The 21,336-nt window shown below is 40.0% G+C and carries 19 protein-coding genes; 6 read left to right on the forward strand and 13 right to left on the reverse strand.

Annotated elements, in window-relative coordinates; genetic code table 11:
* Nucleotides 1–187 precede the first annotated feature (187 nt).
* Complete coding sequence (locus AY601_RS18995; protein WP_232324632.1) at nt 188–526, forward strand: DUF6686 family protein; 339 nt, start codon at nt 188–190, stop codon at nt 524–526.
* An 89-nt stretch (nt 527–615) separates the two neighbouring features.
* Nucleotides 616–1,746, forward strand: a complete 1,131-nt coding sequence (locus AY601_RS19000) for a BamA/TamA family outer membrane protein (RefSeq protein ID WP_068403982.1) — start codon at nt 616–618, stop codon at nt 1,744–1,746.
* Here the strand turns inward: AY601_RS19000 and AY601_RS19005 are convergent.
* Nucleotides 1,743–2,525 carry an O-methyltransferase gene (locus tag AY601_RS19005; RefSeq protein ID WP_068403984.1) on the reverse strand — a complete coding sequence of 261 codons (783 nt, stop codon included), beginning with the start codon at nt 2,523–2,525 and terminating at the stop codon, nt 1,743–1,745. The genes AY601_RS19000 and AY601_RS19005 overlap by 4 nt on opposite strands.
* Nucleotides 2,526–2,569: 44 nt before the next feature.
* Between AY601_RS19005 and AY601_RS19010 the strand changes: the two genes are divergently transcribed.
* A complete protein-coding gene (locus tag AY601_RS19010) occupies nt 2,570–3,439 on the forward strand; it encodes a transglutaminase-like domain-containing protein (protein ID WP_068403986.1) in 870 nt (289 codons plus the stop codon).
* Here the strand turns inward: AY601_RS19010 and AY601_RS19015 are convergent.
* The 3 genes from AY601_RS19015 to AY601_RS19025 form a co-directional block, all read right to left on the reverse strand.
* A complete protein-coding gene (locus AY601_RS19015) occupies nt 3,436–4,365 on the reverse strand; it encodes an alpha/beta hydrolase (RefSeq protein ID WP_068403988.1) in 930 nt (309 codons plus the stop codon). The genes AY601_RS19010 and AY601_RS19015 overlap by 4 nt on opposite strands.
* A protein-coding gene (gene prfB / locus AY601_RS19020; RefSeq protein WP_157288007.1) for a peptide chain release factor 2 occupies nt 4,365–5,442 on the reverse strand; the annotation gives its coding sequence in 2 pieces (ribosomal slippage) (nt 4,365–5,381 and nt 5,383–5,442; 1,077 coding nt in all). Before prfB ends, AY601_RS19015 begins: the two co-directional genes overlap by 1 nt.
* 71 nt (nt 5,443–5,513) lie before the next feature.
* Nucleotides 5,514–6,017 carry a hypothetical protein gene (locus AY601_RS19025; RefSeq protein ID WP_068403992.1) on the reverse strand — a complete coding sequence of 168 codons (504 nt, stop codon included), beginning with the start codon at nt 6,015–6,017 and terminating at the stop codon, nt 5,514–5,516.
* A 181-nt stretch (nt 6,018–6,198) separates the two neighbouring features.
* Here AY601_RS19025 and pgi point away from each other — a divergent pair, with 181 nt between their 5' ends.
* Complete coding sequence (gene pgi, locus AY601_RS19030) at nt 6,199–7,845, forward strand: glucose-6-phosphate isomerase (RefSeq protein ID WP_068403994.1); 1,647 nt, start codon at nt 6,199–6,201, stop codon at nt 7,843–7,845.
* A 133-nt stretch (nt 7,846–7,978) separates the two neighbouring features.
* Entirely contained in the window at nt 7,979–8,515 is a 537-nt protein-coding gene (locus AY601_RS19035; RefSeq protein WP_068403997.1) for a DUF4251 domain-containing protein, read from the forward strand.
* 33 nt (nt 8,516–8,548) lie between these two features.
* On the opposite strand, the gene AY601_RS19040 is transcribed toward AY601_RS19035, so the two are convergent.
* From AY601_RS19040 to secA, 9 genes are all read right to left on the reverse strand, one after another.
* Nucleotides 8,549–9,646 (reverse strand): glutaminyl-peptide cyclotransferase, encoded by a 1,098-nt coding sequence (locus AY601_RS19040; protein ID WP_068404002.1) that lies wholly within the window; start codon nt 9,644–9,646, stop codon nt 8,549–8,551.
* Nucleotides 9,627–9,989: a YraN family protein gene (locus AY601_RS19045; protein WP_068404004.1), complete on the reverse strand. Its 363-nt coding sequence runs from the start codon at nt 9,987–9,989 to the stop codon at nt 9,627–9,629. Before AY601_RS19045 ends, AY601_RS19040 begins: the two co-directional genes overlap by 20 nt.
* Nucleotides 9,989–11,977, reverse strand: coding sequence for a DNA primase (dnaG, locus tag AY601_RS19050; RefSeq protein ID WP_068404009.1), 1,989 nt, complete (start codon nt 11,975–11,977; stop codon nt 9,989–9,991). Before dnaG ends, AY601_RS19045 begins: the two co-directional genes overlap by 1 nt.
* Nucleotides 11,978–11,986: 9 nt before the next feature.
* Nucleotides 11,987–12,652: an SGNH/GDSL hydrolase family protein gene (locus AY601_RS25775; RefSeq protein WP_068407722.1), complete on the reverse strand. Its 666-nt coding sequence runs from the start codon at nt 12,650–12,652 to the stop codon at nt 11,987–11,989.
* 130 nt (nt 12,653–12,782) lie between these two features.
* Nucleotides 12,783–13,607: a hypothetical protein gene (locus AY601_RS19060; RefSeq protein WP_157288009.1), complete on the reverse strand. Its 825-nt coding sequence runs from the start codon at nt 13,605–13,607 to the stop codon at nt 12,783–12,785.
* 50 nt (nt 13,608–13,657) lie between these two features.
* Nucleotides 13,658–14,590, reverse strand: a complete 933-nt coding sequence (locus AY601_RS19065; protein WP_068404013.1) for a hypothetical protein — start codon at nt 14,588–14,590, stop codon at nt 13,658–13,660.
* The gene (locus AY601_RS19070) at nt 14,591–15,778 is read right to left on the reverse strand and encodes a M20 metallopeptidase family protein (protein WP_068404018.1); all 1,188 of its coding nucleotides are present in this window, start codon (nt 15,776–15,778) and stop codon (nt 14,591–14,593) included. It lies immediately after the preceding gene.
* Nucleotides 15,779–15,786: 8 nt separating this feature from the next.
* The gene (locus AY601_RS19075) at nt 15,787–16,209 is read right to left on the reverse strand and encodes an SPOR domain-containing protein (RefSeq protein WP_068404021.1); all 423 of its coding nucleotides are present in this window, start codon (nt 16,207–16,209) and stop codon (nt 15,787–15,789) included.
* An 81-nt stretch (nt 16,210–16,290) separates the two neighbouring features.
* On the reverse strand, nt 16,291–19,602 hold the full coding sequence (gene secA / locus AY601_RS19080) for a preprotein translocase subunit SecA (RefSeq protein WP_068404022.1): 3,312 nt from the start codon (nt 19,600–19,602) through the stop codon (nt 16,291–16,293).
* Between the two features lie 241 nt (nt 19,603–19,843).
* Between secA and purD the strand changes: the two genes are divergently transcribed.
* Entirely contained in the window at nt 19,844–21,118 is a 1,275-nt protein-coding gene (gene purD, locus AY601_RS19085) for a phosphoribosylamine--glycine ligase (RefSeq protein WP_068404027.1), read from the forward strand.
* Nucleotides 21,119–21,336 lie beyond the last annotated feature (218 nt).

Consider the following 21,336-nt stretch of genomic DNA (forward strand, 5'->3'; position numbering starts at 1 on the left):
TTCTGTTTTGTATAAACCGCCGCAAAAATAAGGAAATATTCGTTAAAAACGATCCCTGCCCCTACACCATATTATTAATGAATATTATTTTATTTAGAATAATTATAAATAATGTATTATGTTTGAACTATTCCAACAAAGCCGTTCTCATTTTATGCTCAATTGTTAAACTCAAAAATGCAATCCTATGTGCAAAACAATAGTTTTAAGTTCAGGAAAAGACACTGCAATATCTCATTGCCCATGCTGTGATGTATTTTACATCTGGCACAATAATCTCTTGTTAAACTTCACCCACAATGATTTTCTAAATTTTAAAGACATCATTCAAAATTTCTCCTTCTCAGAAACCAGTCTGCCCTTTCCAGACAAAAAAGAGAGAATATTATTACGTACCCCCAATGAAGACATCAGCTTCGCCTTTACACATGATGAACTGGATTCCTTCCGGTCTATGCTGAACGAAGCTGTATTTATGAAAGAAGTTTATACCTTGATGGGAACAGAACCCGGAACAAATCATTAGCGATAAATAAAGCCGCACCAGATTTTACTCATAAATTGCTTACTTTAGCGCCTTTATTTTACGCATTATAACTACGCGCAACCCCTCTAATGAGAAAACTTTTGCTTTCCACCACCCTATTGCTCTCAACGCTTCATGGATTTGGACAAATGAAACTGATCAAACGTATGTTATCAGAAGATTTGGATACAACACGTAAAGCGAGTTTTATGCCACTTCCCCTGCTAAGATATGCTCAGGAAACAGGATTAGAGTTTGGCTTTGGCGGTCTTTATTCCACTTATATGGATCGGAAAGATACCTTAAACCGTAGTTCTAATTTTTCAACAGTCCTCTCCTTTTCTACTGAAAAACAATATAATGTAAGTCTGAAAGGTGACGTGTGGACTAAACACAACGCCTTTCACCTCATCAGCGAACTCAGGTTCAGAAGTATGCCTTTTGACTTTTACGGCATCGGTAACCAAACACTGGAAGCCAACAAAGACAGGCTGGTACAACGTCAGATGAGAGCCTTCTTTGACGTAGAAAAAAACATACTCCCCTATTTCTATACAGGCGTATCCTTAGGCTTTGAAAACTTTAGTTTTAAAGATAAAGAACCAGGGGGCATTTACGAAACAGATCCGGCAATACTAGGCAAAAATGGAGGATCAGTAGTTTACCTGGGTGTATCTCAAACTTACGACACCAGGAATTCGAACAACTACCCTACTAAAGGATTCTTCGGAAGAGTATCCTACCAGTATGCCCCTAATATTTTTGGGGGAAATGATTTTACAGGCAGCCAGATTAAAGTTGTTGTCCGTAACTTCTGGCCACTTTCCAGAAAATTTGTATTGGGCGTAAACGGTATCTATCATACCTTACAAAGCAATAATACACCATTCTATCTTTTACCACAATTGGGTAATGACGAAATGATGCGCGGCTATTACTCAGGCCGTTATAGAGATGAAAACCTGCTGGCTGCACAAACAGAATTACGCTACCGCTACAATAACCGCTTCGGCTTAGTTGCATTTGGGGGCGGCGGACGCGTTTTTGCAAACGGAGATTTCTCCCTTAAACAATTTAAGCCATCTATCGGAGCTGGTGTGAGATACTTCTACGATCCGGCTAAAGGCCTGAGCGTAAGAGCAGACTATGCAGTTGGAGAGAAAAGACCGAACGAAGCCAGACAATCAGGGTTTTACCTGAGCCTGGCAGAAGCATTTTAGAACTTAATCTTAAAATGTTCCTTTTGCTGACCTTTTTTGAAGTAAACCAGTCCGATCCAGAATAAATCAACTGTTACCGTTACGTCCGGATGGTTCTTGATTTCTTCCCAGGCTTCCTTCATTCCTTTACTCCAGTAAATATCATCGAAGATCAGTAATGTATCCTCATGAACCTTTGGCAAACACCATTTAAAGTAATTTATGGTTGCATCTTTACGGTGATTACCATCAATATAAACAAAATCCAGTTTTGGGGCGTGTTCAATCACCGCTGGTAACAACACATCAAAATTACCAACTTGTAACTCTATATTATCGAGCTCAAGGTCCTGGAAGTTCTCATAAGCCTTTTTGGCAGTTTCCGGACAACCCTCAATCGTAACGATATCTGAATCAGGGCAAGCCTTAGACAAATAAGCCGTCGTAATCCCCAGGCAAGTACCCAATTCAATTAAATTAGCCGGCTTACTATTTTTTGCCAGGCGATAAATTAATTGAGCTAACCTAGGAGACTTTAAAGCATTTTTAGCGATTTCCTTTACCTTTTTTGTACGGTTTTTGTTCAGATGAGAACCAGCACCAAGATCAGTAACCGTAATTAAGGCATCGTCATTTAAAAGTTTTTTTCTTTGTTCCTCAATACCTTTGTATTCAGTTTTGGAGTTAAAATCGTAAATTACCTTATCTACCAAATGATAGACAAAAGGCGAATGAGTTCCGTGTCTGCTTTTAGAGGTTAAACGATGTTTCAGATAGTCGCTGATAAATTGTAATGCCATAACTGCAAAAATAGATAAACGATTATTCTAATTGGTATTTTTTAATGGAAAATAGTACAGAAATAAAAGCACTGGTAAAATTACTCGATGATACTGACCAGGAAGTTTTTGAACAAGTAGCAAAACGTCTCCTTGAACACGGAACATCAGTCATTCATTTTCTGGAAACAGAATGGGAGAAATCCCTGGATACACTCTTGCAGGAAAGAATAGAAAACATTGTCCATCAAATCCAGTTTAACACCGTCAAAGAAGACCTTAACCTTTGGTATCAGAGCGGTGCGTTCGACCTTTTGCAAGGCGCCTTAGTCATTAACCGGTATCAATATCCTGACCTTGACGAACAGAAAGTAATCAACCAGATTGAAGAGCTTAAAAGAGAAATCTGGACTAACCTGCAATACGAAATGAGTTCTGTAGAGAAAATCAAACTCATTAACCACATCTTTTACAACATTCACGGCTTTAAAGGCAATACTAAAAACCACCACGATCCGCAGAACTCTTACATAAACCAGGTGCTGGATACCAAAAAAGGGAACCAGATTTCGCTGGCTATTATTTATGCCACTATCGCACAGAAACTTGACATTCCGGTTTATGGCGTCAACCTGCCGCAGCATTTTATACTCGGTTATATTGATGAAAGCAAAAGAGAAGAAAATGAATTCGGGGTATTATTTTACATCAATGCCTTTAACAAAGGAGCTATTTTTGGCAAACACGACGTAGACCAGTTTTTACGCCAGCTGAACCTGCAGCCACTACCAGGTTTTTATGCCCCATGCAGTAACGTAGAAATTATCCGCAGGATTATCCGCAACCTGATCTCAGCTTATGAAAACCTTGGCAATCCGGATAAAGTAGAAGAATTGAAAGAATTACAGGATATCCTGGTCAAAAGTGAGCTCTAGTTTGCAGTTAACAACTGATTAGCCAGCATCCATTCCTGCAAACGAAGAAACCAATCGTCAGAAGTCTTCTTATTGTGCATACCATACCCATGCCCGCCTGCCTGGTAAAGATGGGTTTCTACAGGAACCTTATTCTTCACCATAGCCTGGTTAAACAGGATGGTATTTTCGACCGGAACAGTATCATCATCATTTGCATGAACCAGGAAACTTACCGGCGTCTGCGCATTCACATGCAACTCATTAGAGAAGTACTCCTTTTGTGCCTGCGTAGCATCCGGGCCGAGCAGATTTTTTACAGAGCCTGTATGCGCTGAAGCCGTAAAACTGATTACCGGATAAATCAATACCGCAAAATCAGGTCTGAGACTCAATCCCTCGGGATCCTTAATTTTAAGATCTCCATAATGAACCGCAAGCGAAGCCGCAAGATGTCCACCAGCAGAGAAACCCATAATTCCGATTTTCGAAGGATTAATATGCCAGGCCGCTGCATTTTTACGGACCAGATAAATTGCCTGCTGCGCATCCTGTAAAGGTCCAGAAGACCGGTCGACCATAATCGTGTCACTCGGCAAACGATATTTTAACACAAACGCTGTTACACCCTGTGCAGCAAAACGGCGTGCCACTTCCTCTCCCTCATGGTCAGTAGCGAGAAAAGCATAACCACCGCCAGGACAAATAATCACAGCCGTTCCATTTGCCTTCTGCGGATCAGCCGCATAAAGACTGAGCGAAGGATCAGTGACCTTGCTCAGTCCAAAAACTTTACCCTTAATGATTGTTTCTTTTTCCTTATAAGTAGCAGGAGCGGATTTTGCCCCCGGTATTTTTCCGGGATACAGCTTCATCACTTCCTGAGCCTGTACTCCACTCCCCACCAGTATTCCCATAACTAAAAGTAACCACCAATTTTTATACATTAGAATTCCATTAAATATGCTTTCAAAAAATCATTCAGCTCTCCATCAAGGACAGCCTGTGCATTAGAAGTTTCATAATTAGTTCTCAGATCTTTCACCAGTTTATACGGATGTAAAACATAGTTCCTGATTTGCGAACCCCACTCAATCTTCATTTTTGAACCTTCAACAGCAGCAGAAGCAATCATTCTTTCGCGCATGACAGCTTCATATAACTGTGACTTCAGGAGTCTTAACGCATTCTCCTTGTTCTGCAATTGAGAACGCGATTCCTGGTTTTTAATTACAATACCAGAAGGTTTATGATACAAACGTACCGCAGTTTCCACTTTATTTACATTTTGTCCACCCGCTCCACCAGAACGGAAAGTCTCAAATTCAATATCCGCATCCTTGATCTCAATCTCGATCGTATCATCCACTAATGGATAAACATAAACAGAAGCGAATGAAGTATGCCGGCGTGCATTAGAATCAAAAGGAGAAATACGCACCAAACGATGCACTCCGTTTTCCCCCTTCAGATAACCATAAGAAAAATCTCCTGCAAACTGTAAAGTAACCGATTTTACGCCAGTTACCTCTCCAGGCTGAAAATCCTGCTCCGTTACCTTGTAGCCGTTCTTTTCGCCCCACATGATATACATCCGCATCAGCATGGCTGCCCAGTCACAACTTTCAGTTCCACCAGCACCCGCAGTAATCTGCATTACTGCATTCAGCTGATCTTCCTTGCTGCTCAACATATTTTTTAATTCCAGATCCTCGACCAGGTGCAGACACTTTTCGTACTGCTCCTCCATCTCCTCCTTGGTGGCATCTCCGGATTGCAGGAAATCAAATAAGACCTGTGTATCCTCAAACTCCGCGTTCACTTTCTGCCAGGCATCGGTCCACACTTTTTTGGAGTTCATTTCTGCCAAATGCTTTTCAGCCTTTTTGGGATCATCCCAAAAATCTGTTTGTAAGGTAAGCTCCTGTTCTATATAAATAGCTTCGAGTCGGGTTTCGACGTCAAAGATGCCTCCTCAGCGACGCTACTCTGTCCCTTAAATCCTGTATTTGTTCTTTTGTCATAAGCACAAATATAACACAAAAGGCTACCTGAACAACATCCAGATAGCCTTTTGCGAAATTAGTATCTATGTTTAGCTAAAAAGCCCTTTAAGCTTATCTACAATACCACCGCCTTCAGCACCTGCTTCCCCTTCTTTAGCACCAGTAAATAAGTTGGTCAGATCTGACAATTCAAACTTTCCATCCGGCCCTGATATTTTGCTCAATACGTCTTTAATATCAAATGAGCTATCCTCAGGATCATTTGTTTTGTTAATGAATTTGCTAATTATGCCGGGAATAACTGAAGCAGCAATTCCTTTTGCTGTATCCAGGTTAATTCCCATGCCGGCCAATTTATCAATAAAACCAGCAGAAGCATCCTGCGCCACAGCACTTCCCTCTACATTTCCACCTTTAAAAGCGTCTACAAGACCACCAATGTTACCAGAAGACAATTGTTGTTTTAAGGCCTCAATAATAGATCCCGAAGCCGCAGAAATCGCAGCCTCATTCTGTTCATCAGGAATTTCACTATTGTTGACAATAGCATCCTGAGTACTATCCTTTACCAGTTGATTTAAATTTTCTAACATAATGGGTAGTTTTTAGAGGTGAACTGTTATTTCTTATTAAATATAATATAAATAAAAACCAGTGACAACCACTCATTTGACTGTTAAAAGTAAAATATTCAATTTAAAAGCCCGTTTTACTATTAAATACAATCCAATCTGCCGACATTTAAATTATACATTTACAGAAACACCATTATTTATGTTACCAACCATAAACTTTACAGAGACAGCGGCCTATAAATATCTGGCTGATCACTTCATTGACATTAATGAAAAGAACTTAAAACAACTGTTTGCAGAAGATGAAAAGCGTTTTGAGAAGTTTTCACTGGTTTTCGAAGACATCCTGCTGGATTATTCAAAAAACAGGATCAATGATACTACCCTTGCTTTGCTAATGCAGCTTGCCAGAGAATGCAAATTGGACGAAGCCATTAAAGCAATGTTTAGCGGAGAAAAGATTAACCAGACAGAAGACAGAGCTGTTTTACATACGGCCTTGCGTAATCAAAGCAATAAGCCGGTTTACGCAGACGGTGTTAATGTCATGGACGATGTCAACGAAGTATTGGCCAAGATGGAGAAATTCAGTGAGGCAATTATTTCCGGATCATGGAAAGGTTATACAGGTAAAGCAATTACTGACGTAGTTAATATCGGTATTGGCGGATCTGACTTAGGACCAGTTATGGTTACTGAAGGCCTGAAAGCCTACAAGAACCATTTAAATATGCATTTCGTGTCCAACATAGATGGCACACATATCGTGGAAACCCTGAAAACTGTAGATCCTGAGACTACACTCTTCCTGGTCGCTTCAAAAACATTCACGACACAGGAAACCATGACTAACGCGAATACAGCAAGAGAATGGTTCCTGAACAAAGGCGCAAAACAAGAGGACGTTGCTAAACACTTCGCTGCCCTTTCTACCAATGCTAAAGATGTAGCTGCATTCGGAATTGACACTGCAAACATGTTTGGTTTCTGGGACTGGGTTGGCGGAAGATACTCTTTATGGAGTGCTATTGGTATGCCTATCGCACTAAGTGTAGGTTTTGCTAATTTTAAAGAACTGCTTGCAGGCGCACACGCAGCAGACGAGCACTTTGAAAACACTCCATTTGAAAACAATGTACCCGTAATCCTTGCCTTAATAGGCATCTGGTATATCAATTTCTTCGATGCAGAAACTGAAGCCATCCTTCCTTACGATCAATACCTGCACCGTTTCGCAGCTTATTTCCAACAAGGAGATATGGAAAGTAATGGTAAGCACGTAGACCGTAACGGAAATGAAGTTACTTATGAAACAGGCCCGATTATCTGGGGTGAGCCAGGAACAAATGGTCAGCACGCATTCTATCAGCTGATTCACCAGGGCACACGTATTATACCTTGTGATTTCATTGCCCCTGCACAAAGCCTGAATCCAATCGGAGAGCACCACCCAATTTTACTGTCTAACTTCTTTGCACAAACAGAAGCCCTGATGAACGGTAAAACAGAAGAACAGGTAACCGCTGAATTGAAAAAAGAAGGTAAAACAGAAGAAGAGATCAAAAAACTTGCACCATTCAAAGTTTTTGAAGGTAACAGGCCAACAAACTCCATCTTACTGAAAAAAGTAACACCACGCAGCCTTGGAACACTGATTGCAATCTATGAACACAAGATATTTGTTCAGGGAATTGTATGGAACATCTTCAGTTTTGACCAATGGGGTGTGGAATTGGGAAAACAACTGGCGAAAAGCATCCTTCCTGAATTGAAGAATGACGATGCCGTTTCCTCTCATGACGCTTCAACAAATGGGTTAATTAACCAGTATAAAGACTGGAGATAATCGTATATTCCTGTTTAGCAATAAACAGGAATATGAACTAAACATTTTCATTTGTATATTAAACCTTTATACTTAAAGACCGTCTTAGGCTTAAATTCGCTAATCACGCCTGCAAACTATAAATTATATACAAATGGAAACGTTTAAAAATTGTCTGCTCCTGGTTCTTATCTTTTCAGGCTTTCAATTAAAAGCTCAGACAGCAGAAGAAACCACTACAAAAAATGTAGAAGCAAAAAACTATGTATTTGTTGCCAGCAGCGCAAATCCTTTGAACGCTGCAGACATCAATAATGTGATGAGCAGAATGCCAGGTTATACCGGCGGAGGAAACATTAACCTTACAGGTTCAAATTACAATTTTACAGTAACACCAGACAGCCTGGTTTCTTACCTTCCTTATTACGGCAGATCTTACACCCCTAAAATCGGAGATCCCAATGATAGCGGGATTAAATTCAAGTCTAAAGATTTTACTTACAAAAGCACTAAAAACAAAAAAGGCAGCTGGTTGATTCTGATTAATCCAAAAGATGTGAAAGACAATTACAACCTGACGCTTTCCATTACAAAAACAGGCCGTGCTACACTTTCTGTCACCAGTAATAACCAGCAAGCTATCAGCTTTGAAGGAAACATCACTGAACCAGAATTAAAAAAGGAAAAATAGGCACACACCAAATGCTGTGCTCAAATCAGCTGCTTATTTCGGCGTAACCGGAACAAGCTGTATCTGAAACAACTTACTAAACTTCTTTCCAGTTACAAAAAGACGTTTACCAGCCGCATCCCATGCAATCCCATTCAGCACATCTGTGTTAGGAAATCTGTCTTTCGCAGGTAACAATCCGGTAAGATCAATATAGCTCAATACAGAGCCGCTTTTAGGATCTATCACAGCAATTTTATCTGTCTGATAAATGTTGGCATATATTTTTCCATCTATGTACTCCAGTTCGTTCAATTGAGCGACCTCTCCGTTATTATCATAAACATCCACGTAATTTTCTTCCTTATAGTTGTCTTTGTTTAAAAACCAGATCCGGTTAGTTCCATCAGACTTGATGATCCGCTGCCCATCAAAGGTAAGCCCCCAACCCTCTCTGCTATTCTGGTATGGGAAAGTGCCTAACTGTTTTAAAGACTTGGCATCATAAATAAACCCAACATCTTCTTTCCAGGTCAGCAATATAATTTTATCGCCAATCAGGGTAGACCCTTCCCCAAAGAATTTCTTTTCCAGCTCAATCTTCGGAGATGCCTTACCCGTCTGAAGATCTACCCATTTTAGAGTAGAAAAACCATACTCACCGCTGCTTTCCAGCAAACGGCCATTGTGATATTCTAAACCTTGTGTATAAGAACTTGTATCATGCGGAAACGTATTGATCACTTTATAAGTGAATTCAGCGGGCTTAACCGACGATTTTAAAACAATATTAATTGTTAATGTATCTTTTTTGGAGCCCTGATCAACTACCGCAGTAATCAATTTATAACCCAGTGACAAATCACCAGTTTTAATAGTCAATGCCTCTCCGTTATTTTTTGAGCCTACCGGCTTTCCATCCAGCAGATAATTTACACTACTGACTTTACCCTCAGCCGGAACGTCCAGTTGTACCTTTACATCCTCACCCAGGCCATAACTCTGACCCTGTTCAGGAAGTTTGAAGCTCAATGCATCACTGGCGCCCGCACCGCTTTTACAAGAGATCACGAAAGTAATACCAGTAAGCGCACCAATCAGGAGTATTAATTTAGGTAATTTAACGAGCGTATTAGTTTGGCCAAAATGCATCTTCAATATGATTAATTTTATAAAGTTGTTCATTTTCAAAAACAATTGCAACAATATCGTACCGAATTTCCCCCTGATGGTTCTTTCTGTCGATATAAATAGCGGATGCGAATTCCATTTGCTTTTCCTTTTTCCAGTCCACAAAATCTTCCGGTTCACCATGCCCTACAGAACTACGGGTTTTTACCTCCACGAAAATAAGCTTACTGTCATAAAAAGCAATCAAGTCTATTTCTGCTCTCTTAAACACCCAGTTTTTCTCCAGAATGCGGTAACCGAGCTGTTCTAAATAGGACGAAGCCAACTGCTCTCCCCTTCTTCCCAATTCGTTATGCGCCGCCATTATTTGATGACAACAGAACCTAAGAATCTGGAAATTTCACGTTCCACATTTTTAATGTGTGCATACCGCTGCATCAGGATTTCCTGATTCACAGCATCCGTTTCCACTTTAATTTCCTGTAGTAAACCAAGCAGGATACGGTCAACTTTTCTCTTTTTCAGATGGAAAAGCCCACCCAGAATAGTCGCTTTTAAATTAACCGTTTCATCCCGCACATAAATCTTATGCTTGTTATACCAATTCTCACTCAGCGAATAAGGCGAACTGGATAAAGTAATCGCCAGATCGGCAACATTGCGGTCACTATTTTTAATGAACTGGTTCGCCACCGGCAAATGTCCGTTCTCAATTTCTTCTTTGTAATTCTGAATAATCAGCTTGCAGGTTTCATCCTCAAAAGTAACATCAGAGAGGTTTTGCATGATAAAAGAACCGATGTACATGTTATCAATGTTATCCCAGCTCACCAACTCATGCCCAAAGGCAAGCAAAAGCCTTACAATCTCATGTTCCTGCAATAAATCATCATCCGCCCGGGTTTCCGTTTCCGGAAGATCCATAGGCGCATTATCATCAAACAAATTATCAGGCGGGCCATCCGGATAAGGAGAATGCTGATTTGCATTGGAAGACTTCTGCTGATAACCTTGCTGGTATCCCTGACCTTGTCCACCCTTTTTAAACTTCGCCGAACGGATCTTGTTCAGCTCGGTCATTAACATCCTTTCCTCTACCTGGAGCAAATGACTGCATTCCCTGATAAATACAGAAGCTTTGATATCATCAGGTATCTTGGCGATACTTTCTACAATATCCCTGATAATACCCGCACGCTTAATTGGATCTGTACCCGCTTCTTTCAGTAATGTATCAGCTTTATACAGAATAAAATCCTTACGGTTATTTTCTATATAAATCTTAAACGCACCGGCACCAACCTTGTGCATATAAGAATCCGGATCATGGCCATCAGGAAAGTTAACAACTTTCACATTCAGCCCTTCTTCCAGGATCATATCCAACCCACGCAGCGAAGCTTTAATTCCCGCAGCATCCCCATCATATAAAATGGTTACATTTTGCGTAAAACGTCCGATCAGCCTGATCTGTTCAATCGTTAATGAAGTACCCGAAGAGGCTACCACATTTTCAATATTTGCCTGATGTACAGAAAGCACATCCGCATAACCCTCTACCAGGTAACAATTGTCTAAATCGCGAATTGCTTTCTTGGCCTGATACAACCCATAAAGCACATTCGATTTATGGTAAATATCACTCTCCGGAGAGTTGACATATTTCGGGACATTCTTATCCGTTTTCAGGGTACGGCCACCAAAACCGATCACCCTGCCGGTAAAATTATGGATCGGGAACATCACCCTGCCCCGGAAACGGTCATAAACCTTTCCCTTCTCATTGCGGATGGCCAGGCCGGTTTTTTCCAGATACTCTTCCTTATGCCCTGCCGAAGCTGCACTTAAAATTAAAGCATCCCACTGATCAGGAGAATATCCCAATTCGAATTTCTTAATGATATCTTCCCGGAAACCGCGTTCTTTAAAATAGCTTAAACCAATTGCCCGGCCCTGTTCACCTGTCCACAATTCATTGGCGAAATAATTTGCCGCATACAAAGAAACTACATATAAACTTTCCCTTGCATTGTTAGCCTCCAGAACTTCCGGACTTTCTTCCTTCTCCTCAACCTCAATATTGTATTTCTGCGCCAGGTATTTTAAGGCCTCAGGATAAGAATACTTCTCGTGGTCCATAATAAAACGTACAGAATCTCCCCCTTTACCGCAACCAAAGCACTTATAAATGCCTTTCGTTACCGATACGTGGAAAGAAGGTGTTTTTTCATTATGAAAAGGACAATTACCAATTAAGCTAGTCCCCCGCTTCTTTAAAGACACAAAATCACCAACAACCTCCTCAATACGGGAAGTGTCCATAATTTTGTTAATAGTATCCTGATATATCATTCAAACAAATTACTTGACTAGTGGTATCAACGTTGCAGCTAACGTTTCATTACCTTTTTCATTAAGATGTACGCCATCAGTTGTTAAGATCCCTTTTGGGAGATCCTGCGGATTATTCTTCAAATCATACTCCGTAAACAACTTTCTCAAATCACATAACACCAATTTATTTTTAGTGGCCAGTTCCCTGATCGCTGCCGAATAGGTATCCAGCTCAGCATCCAGTTCATTGCTACCCTTCTTTTTCTCTCCAATAACTGCTGGTGTACAAACGACAACCTTAGCACCATTAGTCTGAATTTTATGAATTAATGCCTGGTAGAATTTCACAAATTTATCCAGATCCGTTCCCGTATGAGAACTCTGTTTGTGCCAAACATCATTTACACCAATATAAATGACAACCAGGTCTGGTTTTTTATTTAAAACATCATCCTCTAAACGCAGGTAAAGATCATATACCTTATTCCCGCCAATACCCGCTCCAATAACTTCATAAGCCGGGGAATTCAATTTTTTGCTGATCAGATCAACATAACCACCCGGCTGGACACCTTGCTGGGTAATAGAATCACCAAAGAAAATAATCTTTTTAGATTTGGCTTTCATAGCCATAAAAGTAAGTAATAAACATCCTGTAGCCAGAAATGCCATAGTTTGGATCAATTTTTTCATCAACATGCGTTTTGTGGTTAGAATAGGTTTGGTATCGCCGGAAATCTGGTTAAAATCCCCAGGAATCAAAGGTAACCAATTTAGAACTTTTTTAGGTAAAGCTTTAAACTCTATTCCGTGACGCGTGAATTTAACGTGGACTAAACATCCATCTGATTGAATTTTGGATACGGAATATATCATTCATTGCAAATAGTCCAACGGACTCTTCCAAATGGTCATTTGAAGGTTTTTCTTCTACTCCAGAAGCAATCAGGTGAATTTGATTGGCCAGGTCAGGCAGATATTTCATCAAATAAATAGCATCGAGCGAAATCCTTGCTGTTCCATCATTATAAACAGATCCTCTGGCTTTACCATTCTTCAAATCCTTTAATTCAGGAACCTGCGTAAAAACCTGATCATAAAACTCTATAATCGGACAATCATTCTGCCCAACCAAATCATGGATATAAGCCGCATAAAACTGACCATCCAATTGGAATGAAATTACATCTTTTGGTCTGTAGAAAGTGATACTATCGCGATGTCCTGGTCTTTTTTTAAGTGGTACAGGTACTGAATTTAAAACTGCTTTGATCTCCTCCGTCTTTCTGAAAAAATGATCACTCAGCACTACACCCTTATTCAACTTATCAATTGCCTTTAATGCCTGCTCAGTAATCGATTTATCCTTAAAACCATATTTATGCAGTAATACAGCCAATACAAGAATTACTTTTTCTTTATAATAAGCACCAACTTCTTCTTTTCCAGCCTTCAGCACACAATTCCACCGTGATAATAATTTAGGGAGAAAATCTGCCAGTTGCTGTTCCGCAGTTTCAAATTCCCTATTCATAGTCCAGCCTACCAATCTGGCCAGTTCATCATCAATACAGGAGACTATAGCCCCTGCAGCTAGCTTATCTAATATTTGCTGATGCGTCATTTGAGTTAAAATTGTAGTTATCATCCTTGCAATTGTAATATTGAATATTCGATTTGCAAGGACAAATACTGATTTTAGTGGTAATCCTTATGCAATATCAAAAAGCTTGCCCGCTCTTCTTTCTTAAAAGGTACATTCCAATTTCCCTGATACGTAATCTTGGTTGGCAATTTATCCTCCCCAAAATAGCCCATTTCAATATTCATCTGCACATTAAAATCAAATAACATATTGCTGTATTTCATATCTACATAACGGCCAAGAATTGCAAAATCACGCTTATCAAAAATCGTGACCAGCTCCTTGATCATTAAACCATCCTTGGTCCATGAACTTAAATCATTCTTCACACTTACCCTGAAACGGTATACCGGAATTGAATCCAGGTAAGTCCCGCTTTGGAAATTATAATCATAATACTGACGCATATTCGGTGTAAAAATCTCCGTTTTGCTGCCAATAAAAGGAATACCCTTTACCGGTTTTCCAGGATTAAAAATCAATGTTTTCAACTTATCCTTATAGCTTGAATTGCTATCACCTTTACCACCCGGAGAAGAAGTCGCTGTGTTTGAAACCAGATCAGACTTATAAGCATTCATAAAAATGTAATCAAACATTTCTATCGTATACAATTGATACTTGCCATTCTTCTTAAACACCTTCCCTGTATCCTGTTTAACCAGGTACTCCATCCTTACCGGCCCGGAATTGGAATGCTTGATCTTGCGGTAAATTTTTCCGTTTACTTTATTCTTCTTATCATAAGTATAAATCCTGTTTTCAGCAATGAAGCTATACTTCTTCATCTTTCTGAATGCCGCATAAAAACTCGTATCAGTTGTAATCGCCCTGATAAAAGTCTCAACGTTCAACCTCTGAGCAACAATATTCACATTAGAATCCAGCTGGATCGTCTTGAGCGTATCCGGATTAAAACGCGGAATTTCCTGTGCAAAACCTCCAAACCAGCAAACCACTAAAGCAGTAATAAGAAAACCCTTCATTTAGTTCCCCAATTGTTTTAAAGCGATATAAGCCATCAGGCCAGTAGATATTTTCAACGCATCTTCATCCACATCAAAATTCGGATGATGCACAGAATATTTAGTCCCTTTAGCCTCATTTCCCGTGCCTAAACGATAGAAACAAGCATCAGTGACCTGAGAATAATAAGCGAAATCTTCCGCAGCCATCCAGATATCCAGGTCAACCACATTTTCTTTCCCTAAATAATCTTCCGCATAACCACGCGCACTTGCTGTTAATTTTTCCTCATTCACTAAAAACGGATAACCATGCATAATATTAAACTCACAACTACCACCCATGCTTTCCGCAATCCCTTCCGCCATTTTCTTCATCAAACGTTTCGCTTCTGCTCTCCATTCCTCATTCAATGTTCTGAAAGTTCCTTCAAGCTTCACCTCATTCGGAATAATATTAGTTGCACCATTTGCAATCACCTTTCCAAAAGAAAGTACAGACGGTAACCTTGGATCTGCGTTACGGCTTACAATCTGTTGTAAAGCCACAATAATATGAGAAGTAATCAGTACAGGATCGATGTTCTGCTGAGGCTGTGCCCCGTGCCCGCCTTTTCCTTTAACTGTTACATATAATTCATCGGCAGATGCCATATAAATACCAGAACGGAAACCCACTTTACCAGCATCTATCCATGGCATTACATGCTGCCCGATAATACTCGCAGGTCTTGGATTCTCCAATACCCCTTCAGCAATCATCAAACTTGCCCCGCCCGGAAGGATTTCCTCACCCGGCTGGAATATCAATTTAATCGTTCCGCCAAATTCTGCCTTCATCTCGTTCAGGATGTACGCAGCTCCCAACAAAGAAGAAGTATGTACATCATGACCACAAGCATGCATTACCCCAACATTCTTCGATGTATAAGGCTTGTCATTCGCCTCAATGATTGGCAAAGCATCTATGTCCCCACGAAGTGCAATAACCTCATCAGACGGCAGCTCTCCTTTGATCAGCCCTACTACTCCAGTATTCGCCATCAGCGTAAACGGAATACCCCAGGCATTTAATTTATCCTGGATAAATGCTGAAGTCTGGAACTCTTGAAAAGAAAGTTCCGGATTCATATGAAGATGCTGACGATAACCTACAACATCCTGAAATATAGTATTTGCTAAATTTTGAATCTGTTCTTTGTTGATCATTTGATTGGCTATAAACGGGGTGCATTGATTTTTTCCCTGAAGATGAACAAAGTCGGAAATGTTGACCTAAGCTCATTCATCAATCTCTGGGCTTCCAAACGTGTTCTGAAATCGCCCACGCGGAGATAATAATTTGGTTCTTTATAAGTAATATAAGTATTCAGCTTTGGATAAGCCGATTTAAAACGCGCCTGTTCATTGAAAGTGTGTCTTCGGTCTGAACCATAAAACACCTGTACACGGAATCCCATCTGCGAAACAATTGCTCCATTTCTGTGCCCCGTTGCCGGCGTTGCTTTTTTGCTCAAAGCAATCCTTTTTTCGATCAGGCTATCTACCAGCGGATCTTTCACAATGACCACTTCTCCTCTTTTCTGAGCGGAAACAGCAAAAGAGAAGCAACAAATAATAAATGTAAAAAGTGTTTTCATAGGAAAGGTTACAAACTGTTCTAAAAAAAAGAATGCCGATTTCTTTTTACAAAAATCGGCATTCTTTATGTGTATTACAAATTACAATCCTGCACCATGGCAGTTTTTGTATTTCTTGCCGCTTCCACAAGGGCAAGGATCGTTTCTTCCAACAGTAACTTCTTTACGGATTGGTTGTTGCGGAACCGCCTCACGTGTGTCCTCAAACTGTACATCACCTGTACTGGTTGAAGAAGCAAATTCAGGTTTTGACAACTGCAGTCTGCTTGGCGCTGGCCTTGGCTCTTGTACCTCCTTGATGTCATCAGCTTCCTGCTGCATCGGGATACCACCTTTATATAAGAAACTAACTACTTCTTTATTGACTGCATTCAACATGTTTTTAAACAAATTGAAAGCTTCCATTTTGTAAATGATTAACGGATCTTTCTGCTCATAAACTGCATTCTGTACAGACTGTTTTAACTCGTCCATTTCACGCAAATGCTCTTTCCATGACTCATCGATTAAAGCAAGAACAATAGTTTTCTCAAACGACTTCGTTACTTCTCTACCATGATTAGCGATCGCTTTTCTCAACTCTACAGGAACCTGGATACTTCTGATCCCGTCAGTGAAAGGAACAACGATTTGCTCAATATGCTCACCACGTTCTTCAAATACCTGTGTTAATACCGGCATCGCCTGAAGAATGATATTCTCAGATTTTCTTGCGTAAAACGTAGTTGCTTCTTCAAACAACTTATCTGTTAAAATATGGATACTTCTTGAACTGAATTCAGCTTCAGTAATATCAGTATCCAAAGAGAAGTTTTTAATGACCTCTAATTTGAAACCTTCGTAGTTACCAGCCTCTTTGTATTCAGAAACAACATCTTCAGCGACATCAAACACCATGTTGTTCATGTCTACATCCAGACGTTCACCAAACAAAGCATTTTTACGTTTCGCATAGATTACAGAACGCTGTGAGTTCATCACATCATCATATTCCAGCAAACGCTTACGGATACCAAAGTTATTCTCTTCAACTTTTTGCTGTGCACGCTCAATAGATTTGGTAATCATAGAATGCTGAATCACTTCACCATCTTCAATTCCCATTTTGACCATGATATTAGAAATACGCTCAGAACCAAATAAACGCATTAAGTTATCTTCCAGTGACACGAAGAACTGAGAAGAACCCGGATCTCCCTGACGACCTGCACGACCACGTAACTGTCTGTCTACACGGCGCGACTCATGACGCTCTGTACCAACGATAGCTAAACCACCTGCTTCTTTAACACCAGCACCTAATTTAATATCCGTACCACGACCAGCCATGTTGGTTGCAATCGTAACCGTTCCGGCCTGACCAGCTTCAGCTACAATATCAGCCTCTTTCTGGTGCATTTTCGCATTCAGTACGTTGTGTTTAATACCACGTAACTTCAGCATACGGCTTAACAGCTCAGAAATCTCTACAGAGGTCGTACCTACCAATACAGGTCTTCCTGCTTCTGTTAATTTTACAATTTCTTCTGCAAGTGCATTATATTTTTCACGAACAGTACGGTAAACGTAATCCTGCTCGTCCATTCTCTGCATCACCCTGTTTGTAGGTATCTCTACCACATCCAGTTTGTAAATAGACCAGAACTCACCAGCTTCGGTTGTTGCTGTACCAGTCATACCACATAATTTATGGTACATTCTGAAGAAATTCTGTAAAGTAACTGTCGCATAAGTTTGTGAAGCATCTTCTACTTTCACATTTTCTTTAGCTTCAATCGCCTGGTGTAAACCATCAGAATAACGACGGCCATCCATGATACGGCCAGTCTGCTCATCTACAATTTTGATTTTACCTTCATCGATGATGTATTCTACATCCATTTCGAATAAGGTATAAGCTTTTAACAGTTGATTGACAGAGTGAACACGTTCAGCTTTGATAGAGTAATCACGCATTAAAGCATCTTTCTGTGCAATCTTATCTTCACTTTCCAAAGTTGATTTCTCAATTTCAGCAATTTCAGTACCTACATCAGGCAACACAAAGAAATGCTCATCCTCACCAGATTTGGTGATCAGCTCAATTCCTTTTTCTGTTAATTCTACCTGGTTATTTTTCTCATCGATATAGAAATATAAATGTGAATCTACTTTAGGCATATTTTTCGACTGATCAGCCATATAGCTGTTTTCAGTTTTAAGCAGGATATTTTTGTTATTTCCTTCACTTAAAAACTTGATCAGTGCTTTATTTTTTGGTAAACCACGGTGCGCTCTTAATAAAGCTAAACCACCTTCACCTTCTTCAGTTCCGGTTTTACCATCTGCAATTAATTTTTTGGCTTCATTTAAAGCTCTGGTCACATATTCGCGCTGTGCATTTACCAAACGTTCGATTCTTGGTTTCAGCTCATGAAACTCATGCTGATCTCCAAAAGGGACCGGACCTGAGATAATCAATGGAGTACGTGCATCATCAATTAATACTGAATCGACCTCATCCACCATTGCAAAGTGCAATTTACGTTGTACCAACTGACCTGGTTCCTGCGCCATATTGTCACGCAGATAATCAAAACCAAACTCATTGTTTGTACCATAAGTGATATCAGCCAGGTAAGCATTTCTACGTTCCTGAGAGTTAGGCTCATGTTTATCGATACAATCTACTCTGATACCATGGAATTCGAATAAAGGGCCATTCCACTCCGAGTCACGTCGTGCCAGGTAATCATTCACTGTTACAATGTGTACACCCTGACCAGCTAAAGCATTCAGATAAGCAGGTAATGTACTGACCAGCGTCTTACCCTCACCCGTTGCCATTTCAGCAATTTTACCATTGTGTAATACGATACCACCGATTAACTGTACATCATAGTGAACCATATTCCAGACTACTGTACTTCCGGCAGCATCCCATGAATTAGCCCAGTAAGCTTTATCGCCTTCGATTTTCACGTTAGCTCTGCGCGCAGCATATTCTCTGTCATACGGAGAAGCCGTAACTTCAAGCGTAGGATTCTCAGCAAAACGTCTGGAAGTTTCTTTCACCACTGCAAAAGCAGCCGGAAGAATTTCCATCAATACAACTTCTAATTCTTTATCTCTATCTTTTACCAATATATCGATCTGCTCATAAATGGCAGTTTTTTCAGGTAATGATAAATCCTGACCATCAGCATCAATTTTCAGGGTACTAATTTGAGTATCAATCTCCGCTAAAGATTTGGCTATAATGTCTTTGAAATAGACAGTTTTGTTACGCAATTCATCATTGCTTAAGGCCGAAAGCTTAGCGTATTCTTCATTTATCTTAATGACAAGTGGTTGGATTGCCTTAATATCTCTTTCTGATTTGCTTCCAAAAACTTTGGTTAAAAATCCCAGCATCGTTTTATTTATGTTTTATTTGTTTTAAAATCATCATTTTACAACAACCAAGCCACACCAGTCTACAGGTCACTTTGGCAGTTATCGAGGGATAAAACTACAAAATATCTTGTAATTGTAATGGCTATATAGCTTTATTTAGGCAGATAAGTACAATTTGTCATCTTGCGGTAATGATTGGATGAATATAATTTAGGAGAGTCTGTCTAAAATTTAGGCAAAGCGTTTATCTTTGCTGAATATGAATATCTTATTATTAGGTTCTGGTGGAAGAGAAAGCGCTTTCGCCTGGAAGATGAGTCAATCTGAACAATGCTCCAAACTATTTATCGCACCAGGTAATGGTGGAACAGCAGCATATGGTAAAAATGTAAACCTGAATCCGAATGATTTTGCAGCAATCAAAACGTTTGTTTTAACGGAGAAGATTGAGCTTGTTGTTGTGGGCCCTGAAGAACCTCTTGTAAATGGTATTCATGATTTTTTCCTGGCGGATGATAAACTTGCAGGTATCCCGGTTATCGGCCCTAAAAAAGAAGGTGCTATATTGGAAGGCAGCAAGGATTTCTCTAAAGAATTTATGGCACGCCATAACATTCCTCACCCGGGTTCTAAATCGTTCACCAAAGATACTTTGGCAGCAGGATTAGCTTACCTGGAAAACCACAGCTTACCGGTTGTTTTAAAGGCAGATGGTTTAGCAGCTGGAAAAGGTGTGTTGATTTGTGAAACCGCAGCAGACGCAAAAGCTGAACTAACCTTGATGTTAAGCGAAGGCAAGTTTGGAAATGCAGGTGCGATCGTTGTGATCGAAGAGTTCTTAACAGGTATTGAATTGTCAGTATTTGTCTTGACTGACGGTGATAATTACGTGATTTTACCAGAAGCAAAAGATTATAAACGTATTGGTCAGGGTGATACCGGATTAAATACAGGTGGTATGGGTTCTGTTTCTCCGGTTCCTTTTGCAGATGAAAAATTCTTAAAGGAAGTTGAAAACAGCATTATCATTCCTACAATTAACGGCTTAAAGAAAGATAAAATAGATTATACAGGTTTCATTTTCTTCGGATTGTTCAAGGTTGGCGATAAACCAATGATCATTGAATATAACTGTAGAATGGGTGACCCTGAAACTCAAAGCGTGATACCAAGAATCGAGAATGATCTGGTAGAACTTTTCATCGCAGCCTCGAAAAAGCAGTTAAAAGATGTTCAATTGAAAATTAGCCCGAAAAGTGCAGCTACAGTGGTCATTGTAGCAGGTGGTTACCCTGGCGATTATGAAAAAGGTAAAGCAATGACCGGAATTGATAACATCCGTAAATCATTAGCTTTCCACGCAGGAACAATTGCAGAAGGTGGCATAATTAAAAGTAACGGCGGACGCGTGTTAGCAGTAACGAGTTTACAGGATAACATGTTTGAGGCATTACAATCAGCAACAGCTGATGCAGCAAGGATATATTTTGACGGAAAATACTTCAGAGAAGATATAGGTTTCGATTTGATGTAAGTCGAAATAACAAATTATCACAAGGCCCGGAACAGTTATTTCGGGCCTTTCTGATTTTAACACATTCAGCTTAATAATCATCCAGACAATGGATCAAGTCATCAACTTGTGGAGCAGACTCTTTTTTAAGCATAAATTTTGACACGCTCAACAGACAGTCTTTGCTGTCACTGATGCGCTTATGCCTGTGGAATTTGCGCTGAAAGCTTTCCATTTGC

Origin of the sequence: Pedobacter cryoconitis, assembly GCF_001590605.1 — a bacterium.
In the GTDB taxonomy this organism is placed as follows: domain Bacteria; phylum Bacteroidota; class Bacteroidia; order Sphingobacteriales; family Sphingobacteriaceae; genus Pedobacter; species Pedobacter cryoconitis_A.